The sequence below is a fragment of the Cyanobacteria bacterium GSL.Bin1 genome (genome assembly GCA_009909085.1).
Taxonomy (GTDB): Bacteria; Cyanobacteriota; Cyanobacteriia; order Cyanobacteriales; family Rubidibacteraceae; genus Halothece.
The window spans coordinates 1-12,169 of sequence record JAAANX010000154.1; the positions used below are offsets into that span (position 1 = coordinate 1).

The window sequence follows — 12,169 nt, forward strand, 5'->3', positions numbered from 1 at the left end:
GATGGGAATTAACGCTTGAGGAGCTAGTTGTGAGACTAGGATAGCACCGCGAATAGCACGTGCGCCCAAGAAGTCACCAAGCGTGGCACTCCACTCATATACTTGTCACACCAGAAGCGCAGTCAGAGGCGAAAGCCACGCGCTTCTTAGGTGTGTTGGTCTCGATTCGTAGCTACGGTTTGAAAAAAGTTGATATATTCAGAATGTCCGTGAGGAAAGATGACGTTTAAGGTGAGCGGATCGGCGGTGTCTCGTGGATCAGTGGGCAGTTCTACGACTTCTTTTTCTCCCGTTGCAGTGGTTTGAATTTGAACGGGTTTCCGATTTTTGACTTCCCCACCACTGCTGTCAATATAAACCACAATATTGTGGGGATGAATATCCTGAATTAATTGCAGAAAAGCGCGATCGCTGCCCCCTCTTTTGGCTTCTAGCTTACCATTGACCTCAGTTACGCTACTATTAACCGTATCGCCCACTCCCACAATAATCGGCATTAAATTAGGATCAAAATGGTTTTTAACTAATTCCACCAATTCTGAATAACGATTGGGTGCATTGCGAACATTAAATGTTTCTCCTAGAGGATAATTGCCAATCCGTTGATAGTAATAACGATTGAGAATTGCTAACACCCCTGCTTCTTTAATTGCTCCGCGAATCATGAATTGAAAATCGGTTGTTCCCGAATCATTTTCTGCTACTGGACGCAGCATTTCTTTCCCCTGTTGATCGCGCCCTAAATTAGGCGCATAATGAACAAAAAAAGAATTGCCTAACCCGTTTGCATTTGCTTCAGTTAATAAAGTTTCCATTAATTGCTGCATTGTTGTTTGTAAGGCTGCATAAATTGCTGGAGATGCTTGTAATTTTTCATATAATGTATTGAGATTAGCGGTGGGAGACGCCATATTATTTAAAACTGAAGCCTTAATTCCTTGCTCAATTTCAAGAGCAGATAGCGAAGTTTCTTGTTCCTCAAAAAAACTCTCTAATGCGTGTTTAATTCTTTGTGGAACTTGTGCTAAAAACGTGAGCTCTTTTTCCGTTACACCGGGGTGAGAGATATGACCGGCGCGATCTTGCCATTGTACCCCTCCTGCACCTAAACCAGGCAGATAAAGCGCATTTTTTTTTACAAAATCAGCATCACCAAACGCCCGTTCAATAATGGGATTAACGCCACGTTTTCCAATATGTTCGCCATTGGTGAGAACATAAAAATGCCCGGCTAAGGCTTTTGTTGCCCTGACATAATTGGGATCGATGGTACGCGTTAAGGGGTCTTTGACTAACCCCATGCAAACGCCATCTAAGTCTTGAATGATCAGAATATTTTCATTATGAATTAAAATATCAGCAAGTTTTTCATGATTCAGAGAAGGAATATTTTCTTTTAAAAGCGGATGGAACATAAACGAATACTAATGACTAATGACTAATGACTAATGACTACTTTACCTTTGCTTTCTCAAATTAACTTGAATATCTTCAATTAGTCGGCGATTAGCGGCTAACAAATCAGCAATTAAGCCAAATACCCAAAGTTGAACCCCAATTAAAATCAGAATTGCCGTTAAAATCAAGCTGGGAATGCGCGTTCTTTCCGTTCCCATAATGAAGAAAAATAACCAACGTACACCCAAAAGAAAACCTAAGCTAAACGGCACTGATCCAACAATCAGAAAGAAACGCAGCGGTTTGTATAACATAAAAATTCGGAGAATCGTGGTCATTGACCGCAGCACGTAAGTGGGAGTGCTTTTAACTAAACGCGAGGGTCGCAAATCATGATTAACTCTCACGGGAACAGAGAGGATTGCCATCCCTTTTTGTCCCGCTTGAATGATGGTTTCTAGGGTATAGGTGTAATTATCAAAAACGTTAATTTGTAACGCCGCTTCGCGACTAAACGCACGAAACCCACTTGGGGCATCCGGAATATTCGTATTACTCGCTAAACGAACAACGTAACTCCCTAACCGTTGCAAGGTTTTCTTAACTGGAGAAAAATGAGGAATCTGGGTAATCGGTCGCGCTCCCACGACAATTTCGGCTTGTTTTAATAAAATTGGTTCAATAAGATGGGGAATATCATCAGCACAATACTGGTTATCCGCATCCGTATTTACAATAATGTCTGCTTCTGCGGCTAAACTGGCTCTTAAGCCACTCATAAAGGCTTTGGCTAAACCTTGATTTTTCGGATGACGCACAATATGGTCAACACCGCTGGCTTTTGCCACTTCTACTGTCTGATCGCGGCTACCATCATCAATAATGAGCCATTCTACCTGATCAATTCCCGGCAGTTCTCGCGGTAAATCCGCTAACGTTGCTCCTAAAGTGGCTTCTTCGTTGTAGCAAGGGATTTGTATAATTAGTTTAGTCAATAAAATCTCCCCACTGTAATTTTGCAGTTATAAACTGATCAAATCGCGATCGCGCATCTCCGTCAAGACGAATTCTTCCTCAGGGGAGTAGTAACAGATTACAAATTTACCCATAGTAGTTTGCGAAGTTGTAAGCAACAAGGAATGATTGATGTCTGAGTTAGTGCAAGCTGTCCTCGAAAGCAAAGAAAGAACTGATTTACGCGATTTTATCGATCTCCTGCGTCGTGAAGGATCTCATCGCTATCTCCTCCGGAATGATATTCTCAACGCCTTTTCTACGTTTTGCCAAGATCAGGAAAAAAATACGGATTATGCGAGAAACTCAGCATTAGGTCGCCTCATTTACTATACGCAAGAACTCATTTTAGAGCACGAAAGCCTTTATCTGATTATTCGTCCCCAAATTGCGAAACAAGAAAGTTATCGTATTGTTGATAACTTAACGGTCGAACCTCTGACCAGACAAGAATTATTAGATGTGCGCGATCGCTTCGTTAACCAGTATCATCCCGAGGAAGGGGATGTTTTTGAGATCGACTTTCAGCCCTTCTACGATTACTCTCCCATTATTAAAGACTCTAAAAATATTGGTCGTGGCGTGGACTTTCTCAACCGCTACATGTCCAGTAAACTTTTCCAAGACCCCAACCAATGGCTTACAGCCGTTTATAATTTTCTCAGTCTTCACAGTTATAACGGCATTACGCTTCTGATTAATGGGCGCATTAAAGACCAACAGCAACTTTCGACTCAGGTCAAACGGGCTCTTGAATTTGTCAGTGAGCTTCCTCAAGATAAACCTTACGAAGAGTTCCAATTTGATCTACAAGATCTTGGCTTTGAACCCGGTTGGGGAAATACCGCAGGGCGCATTCAAGAAAGCCTAGGTATTTTAGACGAACTGATCGATTCTCCAGACAATCAAGGCTTAGAAGCCTTTCTCTCTCGCATTCCTATGATCTTCAAGATTGTTTTAGTCTCAGTTCATGGTTGGTTTGGTCAAGAGGGAGTTTTAGGACGACCGGATACTGGGGGGCAAGTGGTTTATGTTTTAGACCAAGCCCGCAGTTTAGAAAAACAACTCGAAGAGGACATTGAATTAGCGGGATTAACCAACTTGGGCGTTAAGCCAAAAGTCATTATCCTCTCTCGCCTCATTCATAACAATGATGGTACCCGCTGTAATGAACGGTTAGAAAAAGTTCATGGTACAGAGAACGGCTGGATTTTGCGAGTTCCGTTTCGGGAATACAATCCGAAAGTGACACAAGATTGGATTTCTCGATTTGAAATTTGGCCCTACCTAGAAACCTATGCCATTGATGCCGAAACCGAACTTTGTGCCGAACTTGAAGGAAAACCCGATCTGATTATCGGCAACTATTCTGATGGCAATTTAGTGGCATTTCTCTTAGCCCGTCGTCTCAATATTACGCAGTTTAACGTTGCCCACGCCTTAGAAAAATCAAAATACTTGTTTAGTAACCTCTACTGGCAAGATTTAGAGCCGAATTATCATTTCTCAATTCAATTTACTGCTGATTTAATTGCCATGAATGCTGCCCAGTGTATTATCAGCAGTACCTATCAAGAAATTGTAGGGCGACCCGATAGTGTGGGACAGTATGAATCCTATCAAAATTTCACGATGCCCGATCTCTATCACGTTGTAAACGGGATTGAATTGTTTTCACCGAAGTTTAATGTCGTTCCCCCTGGTGTTAATGAAAATATTTACTTCCCTTATACGCAGCAAGAAGACCGGATTCCCAACCGCGTGGAACAGGTAAAAGACTTATTATTCTACAAAGAAGATGAGTCGCAAGTTTTTGGTAAATTGGATAACCCTGAAAAACGCCCCTTGTTCTCAATGGCCCGTTTAGATCGGATTAAAAACCTGACAGGATTAGTCGAATGTTTTGGGAAATCCCCGCAACTGCAAGAACACTGTAATCTGATTTTGGTGGCAGGAAAACTCCATACGTCCGAAACCACAGATAGTGAGGAACGGGAAGAAATTGAGAAAATGTATCGCCTCATTGAGGAATACAACTTGCATGGAAAAATTCGTTGGTTAGGGGTACGACTGCCAAAAAGCGATTCTGGTGAAGTGTATCGGGTAATTGCCGATCATGAAGGGATCTTTGTGCAACCTGCTTTATTTGAAGCGTTTGGTTTAACCATTTTAGAAGCAATGATCTCCGGCTTGCCCACCTTTGGTACACAGTTTGGCGGTCCCTTAGAAATTATTCAAGATCAGGCGAATGGATTTTATATTAATCCCACGAACTTAGAAGAAACTGCCCAAAAAATCCTTGATTTTGTTCAGAAATGTGATGTCAACCCTGATTTGTGGCATGAAATTTCCCAAAAAGCAAGGGAGCGGGTTTATACTAGCTACACTTGGAAAATTCATACAACCAAGCTTTTGTCTTTAGCCCGGATTTATGGCTTCTGGAATTTTACCTCGAAGGAAAATCGGGAAGATATGTTGCGTTATATCGAATCGCTGTTTTACCTCATTTACAAGCCAAGGGCAAAAGCGTTGTTAGAAGAACACGCCAGGCGGTAAAGGATGAGTGAGCTGCAAGGGATAATTATCGGAAAAGGGTTAAGGTAAGGTGTAAGCAATCCCAACCTTTATCCCTTCTCTGTTCTCTGTTCACCTCAATTTACCGATTAGTCTTCTCTACTCTTTCAAGAGTGAATCACGAGGGGCAAAACTCTGAATTTCTTGCAGTTTTTGATAGAGTTCTTTTTCTTCTGCAGTGGGTTGCGGAGGCACCAGAATTTGAATTTCAACCAGTTGATCGCCCCGTTCTCCATCCACAGGATAACCTTTATTTGCAAGACGTAAGCGTTGACCCGATTTGACGCCAGCAGGAATTGACATTTCCACCAAGCCATCTAAAGTAGGAACTTGAATGGCACTTCCGAAAACCGCTTCACTGGGAGTGACAGGAATGCGACAGAAGACATCTTTGTCTTTGAGTTTAAACAAACAATGGGGAGCAATCGTAATGGTCAAATATAAGTCACCTCCGCCAAGACCTTGTCCTCGTAAGCGCATCTGTTGACCGTCAATCATTCCCGAGGGCATATCAATTTCGAGGGACCGTCCATCTTCAAGGCGAATGCGCTCTTTGCCGCCACGATAGGCTTTTTCCAAAGGTAGTTTTAATCTGGCTTCTACATCACGAGGACGTTCTTTTGGGGAACGACTCTGTTCTGTTTCGACTTTGTAAGCCGTTTTACGCGTTCCTGGACGATAGGCATTGCTATCTTCGCGAGGCACGCGGCGTGAAGTTTGTTGAGAAGATGTTCCCGCCTGACGTTGCGTGTTTTTGCGAAAGGTTTGTTGCACAAAGCGATTAAAATCTGCTCCATACTGACCATTTTCAGTGGCAGCGCGATCGCGGCGCGTTTTGCTATTAGAGGGTTTACTGCGACGGCGGCTTTTGGGGCTACGGCTGTTGAGTAACTGGTCATACTTTTCCCGCTCTTCCGGATCACATAAGACATCGTAGGCTTCAACTAAATCTTTGAATGTTTCTTCAGCTTGTTTATCTCCCGGATTCAGATCAGGATGATATTTACGAGCCAAACGACGATAGGCTCGCTTGATTTCCTCTACTGTTGCATCAGGGGAAACGTCTAAGAGTTCATAATAATTGGGAAGATTTTTCATAGTTGAGACAAGCGAGTTGCTGACCAATGGTTGCAGCAGGCAAGGGGTCGTCGTCGGAACTCGTTTCCGAACGGACCAACGGTTCGCCGCAAGCCCAGGAATCGAATTCCGGGGAACGGCGAATTGCTTGGCGCGGAACCTGTGTCCGCGCCCAGTCCTCCGCTTGTGAACCCCGCGCTAAAATTATATTCCGGCGTAATCTGTGACTCCCGATTCACTTTAAAACCAATCATCGTCTTCTTCATCCCAATCATTTTCATATTCAAAGGGACGGCGACGAGAAGAACGGCGTGGTGGGCGACGCTCGTATTCTTCTTCTTCATAGTAATCTCGTTCATAGCGAGGACGACTTCTGGGACGAGAATTCATTGATTCGCGTCGATAGGGAGGAATGCGCTCATCCTCATCGTCTCCAAGGAAGGTCCGTTTAATGGACCCAAATAAATCATCCTCTTCGTCTTCATATTGTAAACGGACTTCTCGATTCAGTTCATAGAGTGCATCTTGTAAATCGGCTTGGGCGCGATCAATACCTCTTTCATCATCGCGGGCTAAGCTTTCCCGTAATTCTTCAATCAGGGCTTCAATCCGACGACGATAGTAACTGGCGAACTGCGTGCCAAAGTCAAGGGCAACTTCTTTCAAACGCCGTTGCGAAGTATCGGCAAGGGCTTCTGCACGGTTGCGTTTTTCTACGCGCTCTTTTCGTTCTTGGTCGATGCGACTGTGTTCTGCGGCATCCTTCAACATTCGGTTAATTTCGCTTTCGGAGAGAGTGGAAGCGCCTTGAATGGTTACACTTTGCTCACGCCCGGTGGTTTTGTCCATGGCAGTAACATTCAATATCCCATTGGCATCTAAATCTAAGGAAACCAGAATTTGGGGCACACCGCGGGGGGCAGGGGGAATCCCGGTTAGTTTAAAACGCCCAAGCGATTTATTTTCTGCAGCCATTTCCCGTTCCCCTTGCAAGACATGAACTTCTACCATGGTTTGGTTGTTTTCACTGGTGGAGAAAACGTCAGAACGTCGCACTGGAATGGTAGTGTTGCGGGGAATGAGCTTTTTCATAACGCCACCAATCGTCTCAATTCCGAAAGATAAGGGACTGACATCTAGGAGAAGCACATCTTTGACTTCTCCGGCGAGAATCCCCGCTTGAATCGCCGCCCCCACGGCAACCACTTCATCGGGGTTGACGTTTTGATTGGGTTCGCGCCCGATTAAGTCGCGCACCATATTTTGCACCATTGGAATCCGAGTTGATCCACCGACTAAAACCACTTCATCAATATCGGAGGGTCGCAACCCAGCATCTTTAAACGCCCGTTTCAAGGGACGACGTAAGCGTTGCATGAGATCGGCACAAAAGCCTTCAAACTGCGATCGCGTCAATTGGGTTTCAATATGCTTGGGACCACTTTCACTGGCAGTAATAAACGGTAGGTTAATTTCCGTGGTTCCGACACCAGAGAGCTCAATTTTTGCTTTTTCTGCTGCTTCGGAAAGGCGTTGCAGGGCTTGCCGATCGCGCCGCAAGTCAATCCCTTCTTTTTCTAAAAACTCTTCCGCCAGCCAATTAACAATCTTCTCGTCAAAATCATTGCCGCCGAGTTGGGTATCGCCACTGGTGGCTTTGACTTCAAAGACGCCATCCCCCACTTCTAAAATCGAAACATCAAAGGTACCTCCGCCTAAATCAAACACTAAGACTAAGCTATTTTCTTCTTGATCGAGTCCATAGGCGAGTGCTGCGGCGGTGGGTTCATTGAGAATCCGTAACACCTCTAAACCGGCAATTCGCCCGGCATCGCGAGTGGCTTGCCGTTGCGAGTCATTAAAATAGGCGGGAACTGTAATCACTGCTTCCGTCACCGGTTCCCCGAGATAACGGCTCGCATCTTGCACTAATTTCTGCAAAATCCGCGCTGAAATTTCTTCTGGGGCAAATTCTTTTTTCAAGCGGGGACACCGCAATTTGACATTCCCCGCATCATCGCGACGAATGGTATAGGGAACGCGCTTGCTAGCGGAGCTTAATTCGGCATATTTGCGTCCAATAAAGCGTTTGACCCCAAAAAAGGTATTTTGAGGATTCAGAACGGACTGTCGCCGTGCCATTTGGCCCACTAAAAGTTCCCCATCCTTGTTAAAACTAACGACAGAGGGGGTTGTCCGTGTTCCTTCGGCGTTGGCGATGACCAATGGTTTCCCGCCCTCGGTTATGGAAACAACTGAGTTAGTAGTGCCTAAGTCAATCCCGACAACTCTCCCCATGAGACTCCTTTTTGGGTTTCCCCTGACAATAATCTACAATCTGAACTGATCTCGTTCGGCTTATATTGTATCGAATTGTTGCGCATTCCCCGGTGACCGAGAGAAAATTCCACGGAACCAACTCCCCTTTGAGCGAAGCTAGCGTTCAATTTGGGCAAAAATCTCATCTAAAATCGCTTGCGCTCCTTTCTCTCTCAACATTTGCGCTAAATCATAGCCAATTTTGTCATATTCTGCGCGATCGCTGGTGATGGTGTCTTTCAATAACTGTTTACCATCGAGACTCGCCACCATTCCGGTTAAGGTTAGTTGATCACTCTCTATATGACTATTGACGCCAATGGGAACTTGACAACCTCCTTCTAACTCTCGTAAAAAGGAACGCTCAGCAAGGGTTCGATCGCGCGTATCCGGATCTTCAATGGCTTTGAGGAGCTCTAAAATACGAGTATCCCCTTCCCGACATTCAATTCCCAATGCCCCTTGGCCAACGGCATGGAGAGACACTTCACTGGGAATCGCCTGGGAAACGCGATCGCCCATTCCTAACCGTTGTAAGCCCGCAACTGCCAAGACTAGGGCATCGTAGTCTCCTGCATCTAACTTTTTCAACCGAGTATTGAGATTCCCGCGCACATCTTTAAATTCCAGGTAGGGGTAATGATATCTCAGTTGCGCAAGGCGACGGAGGGATGAAGTTCCCACCACTGCCCCTTCCGGAAGGGTTTGGATGGTGTAGCCTTGATACTTTGCATTCAATACCAATGCATCTGCAGGATTTTCCCGTGTACTCACACAGCCTAACATCAATCCTTCTGGCAATTGGGTTGGTAAATCTTTGAGCGAATGAACCGCTAAATCCACCTCTTGATTGAGTAATCCTAATTCTAATTCTTTGGTAAATAAGCCTTTATCTCCAATTTTCGATAAGGCAACGTCGAGGATTTTATCCCCTTGGGTACTCATTGCTTCAATTTCAAATTGATAGTCGGGAAAATGTTTTTGCAATTCATCCCGCACCCAGTGGGTTTGTACCATTGCCAAATTGCTTTTGCGCGTTCCGATCCGAACAATTTTGCTGCCAGAAGAAGTAGTCGCTGTCATTATTAAAATTAAATTGATTTATCCCATCTTATATTTCTACACCAATTAATTATCCATTATCAATTATTCACGATCAATGATTAATACCCGTCTGCCGCTATATCTAAACGATACCTAAAGTCAACTCGTTTCACTTTCGTTTCATAACTGCCATCAGGATACAACCAAAGCAGTCGAAATCCGGGTTGAACTTCATGGAGAGTAAAGTTTTGGCAACTGGGCTTAAATTGCACGGAACTGGAGGGAGTTGCAAAATAGTGAACCCCAGCGCGATTGCGATAGAAGTCTTGGTGAATGTGACCAAACAAGACGACGCGCACGTGGGAATAACGATCTAAAACTTGAAATAAAGCTTCTGGATTTTGCAAGCGACTTTTATCTAGCCAATGGGAATTGATAACAAAAGGAGGATGATGTAAAGCCACTAAGGTTGGGTATCCTTTTGCTGTTTCGAGTTCGGTATCGAGCCAAGTCAGCGTTTCTGGGCTGAGATAGCCATAAACTCGCCCGGGCACAGCTGAATTGAGCAAAATAAATTTCCAATTGCCGTGCCAAAATGATTTATCTCCATACGCTGGGGGAATGGTTAATGCTTTGTCCATGAGATCAAGTTGGTCATGGTTTCCCGGAAGCCAATAAGCCGGCAAATTCAATTGAGTGAGTTGATGATGCAGACGTTGATAGGAAGCGAGAGTTTCGTCTTGAGATAAATCTCCAGTTAAGAGTAAGCAATGGGGTTGAGGGATGAGAGCTTGAATTTCCCTAATCACTGCTGCTAATGAGTCTTGGGTTGGTAAGCCTAATAATTTCCCCTCTGGTGAGGCTAACAAATGAGTATCAGTAACTTGAGCAATGATCAGCGGGGAAACTTCCATCTTTTTTTTTGCACTCATGCATTGATCATTTTTGAAAAATCAGTTTGGCTAGATATTTTTTCTAAAATTATTTTCAGATTTAATATAATTCAACCCTAAGTTCGGAAAAATTATTGCTAGAGCTAGAAAATCTCGATAAAAGTTCTCAAAACTCTAGAATAATTTCATTTTAGTCCAACCAGCTCCTTTAGCAATTCAGTAAATACCTTGAAATTTTGAGCAGGGAACTCTAAGATTTGATCGCATCAATTGCAGTTTTTAATTTTTCCATCCCCGCTTCAATTTCTGCTTCTGAAATAATTAATGGCGGGACGAATCGCAAGACTTTTGCACCGGCTGGGGCAATGAGCAACCCATTTGCCATTGCTGCTTTGACAATGGCAATTGCAGTCAACTCGTTTTCAGGATTGATTTGTAACCCATTAATCAATCCCCATCCCCGAACTTCTGTAAAGTATTCAGGATTTTCCAGCGCGATCGCGCGTAGATGTTTCCGCATTTGTTCCCCTCGAGCGATAACATTGGAAAGAATATCTTCTTGTTCCAAGGTTTGTAAAACGGCTAATGCTGCACTACATACAAAAGGATTCCCACCAAATGTACTGGCATGATCGCCACCGACAAAAACCTGACAAAAATTTTTACACAACATCGCCCCAATGGGAATGCCACCGGCTAAGCCTTTAGCGCTGGTAAAAATATCCGGTTCAACCCCTAAGTTTTCATAGCCCCAATATTTGCCACTGCGTCCGACACCCACTTGCACTTCGTCAAAAATCAAGAGGATTCCCGTCTCGTTACAAATTTTTCTTAAGCGGAGAAAATAATCTAAATCGCCGGGACAAACGCCGCCTTCTCCTTGTAACGGTTCCACTAAAATAGCAGCAATCCCCTGTTCAGAATATTTTGCAATTGCTGCTTCTAAGGCTTTAATGTCGTTGTAGGGAACATAGGCAAAACCGGGAACGAGAGGATCAAAGTTTTTTTGATACTTCGGTTGGCCGGTAGCCGTGATAGTTGCCAGGGTGCGCCCGTGAAAGCTCGAGTGAGCGGTTAGAATAACCGGATTTTTAAGATTACGCACCGTATGGGCATATTTCCGTGCCAGTTTAATTGCGGCTTCGTTAGCTTCTGCCCCAGAATTACAAAAAAAAGCGTGATCCGCACAAGAATGTTCCACTAACCATTGTGCTAATTTTCCTTGTTCGGGAATATAGTACAAGTTAGAAACATGATGCAGTTTTTGAATTTGCTCGGTGACTGCTTTAATAAGGGTGGGATGAGCATGACCGAGAGTGCAAGTTGCAATACCGGCAACAAAGTCTAAATAACTCTTTCCTTCTGTATCCCAAAGGGTGCAACCTTTCCCTTGCGCGATCGCGATTGGAAACCGCCCGTAAGTGGACATCACATATTGGTCAAACTGTTGGGAGTTAAACTCCGCTGCAGAATCACTGAGGGCTTGTAAATTGTCTAAAAGGGTTTCTGAACTCATTAATTTTGTTTTGACGATTGGTAATTTGCTGAGTGGAAATTTTTGGGGGAAGATGCGGTATCATCTTCCTGATTTTTGCTAGAGACTCATTGCCTCCCCTAATCTTTAATTTTGGAGATGCTGATGAAAGAATGTTTTAACCACCGATTTTTCTGTTTCTCAAAATTATCTCTAATCCATGATCTATGATCAATGATCACTGATTTATTAAAAGGTAAGGATTCAGGTGTGGCAAAACTGGGGAATGAGAGAAGGACAAGGCTCACCGGTGAGAGGACTTTGCAAAGCCTGTTGGAAAAAAGTAATCACCGAACGTCCCTGAAGGCGACAAGAC

At 44.0% G+C, this 12,169-nt stretch carries 9 protein-coding genes; 2 read left to right on the forward strand and 7 right to left on the reverse strand.

Annotated features, from left to right (window positions below):
- Window positions 1-146 precede the first annotated feature (146 nt).
- Both stpA and GVY04_18285 read right to left on the reverse strand, forming a co-directional pair.
- On the reverse strand, window positions 147-1,415 hold the full coding sequence (gene stpA, locus GVY04_18280; protein ID NBD18002.1) for a glucosylglycerol 3-phosphatase: 1,269 nt from the start codon (window positions 1,413-1,415) through the stop codon (window positions 147-149).
- 42 nt (window positions 1,416-1,457) lie between these two features.
- Complete coding sequence (locus GVY04_18285) at window positions 1,458-2,393, reverse strand: glycosyltransferase (GenBank protein NBD18003.1); 936 nt, start codon at window positions 2,391-2,393, stop codon at window positions 1,458-1,460.
- A 151-nt stretch (window positions 2,394-2,544) separates the two neighbouring features.
- Here GVY04_18285 and GVY04_18290 point away from each other — a divergent pair, with 151 nt between their 5' ends.
- A complete protein-coding gene (locus GVY04_18290) occupies window positions 2,545-4,968 on the forward strand; it encodes a sucrose synthase (protein ID NBD18004.1) in 2,424 nt (807 codons plus the stop codon).
- 117 nt (window positions 4,969-5,085) lie between these two features.
- On the opposite strand, the gene GVY04_18295 is transcribed toward GVY04_18290, so the two are convergent.
- Complete coding sequence (locus tag GVY04_18295) at window positions 5,086-6,084, reverse strand: DnaJ domain-containing protein (protein ID NBD18005.1); 999 nt, start codon at window positions 6,082-6,084, stop codon at window positions 5,086-5,088.
- A 26-nt stretch (window positions 6,085-6,110) separates the two neighbouring features.
- Here GVY04_18295 and GVY04_18300 point away from each other — a divergent pair, with 26 nt between their 5' ends.
- The gene (locus GVY04_18300; protein ID NBD18006.1) at window positions 6,111-6,290 is read left to right on the forward strand and encodes a hypothetical protein; all 180 of its coding nucleotides are present in this window, start codon (window positions 6,111-6,113) and stop codon (window positions 6,288-6,290) included.
- A 13-nt stretch (window positions 6,291-6,303) separates the two neighbouring features.
- Here GVY04_18300 and dnaK read toward each other — a convergent pair whose 3' ends face one another.
- The 4 genes from dnaK to GVY04_18320 form a co-directional block, all read right to left on the reverse strand.
- Window positions 6,304-8,361 carry a molecular chaperone DnaK gene (dnaK, locus tag GVY04_18305; protein ID NBD18007.1) on the reverse strand — a complete coding sequence of 686 codons (2,058 nt, stop codon included), beginning with the start codon at window positions 8,359-8,361 and terminating at the stop codon, window positions 6,304-6,306.
- 138 nt (window positions 8,362-8,499) lie between these two features.
- The gene (hemC, locus tag GVY04_18310; protein NBD18008.1) at window positions 8,500-9,465 is read right to left on the reverse strand and encodes a hydroxymethylbilane synthase; all 966 of its coding nucleotides are present in this window, start codon (window positions 9,463-9,465) and stop codon (window positions 8,500-8,502) included.
- 80 nt (window positions 9,466-9,545) lie between these two features.
- On the reverse strand, window positions 9,546-10,340 hold the full coding sequence (gene cpdA / locus GVY04_18315; GenBank protein NBD18009.1) for a 3',5'-cyclic-AMP phosphodiesterase: 795 nt from the start codon (window positions 10,338-10,340) through the stop codon (window positions 9,546-9,548).
- 229 nt (window positions 10,341-10,569) lie between these two features.
- Window positions 10,570-11,835, reverse strand: a complete 1,266-nt coding sequence (locus tag GVY04_18320; protein ID NBD18010.1) for an acetylornithine/succinylornithine family transaminase — start codon at window positions 11,833-11,835, stop codon at window positions 10,570-10,572.
- Between the last annotated feature and the right edge of the window lie 334 nt (window positions 11,836-12,169).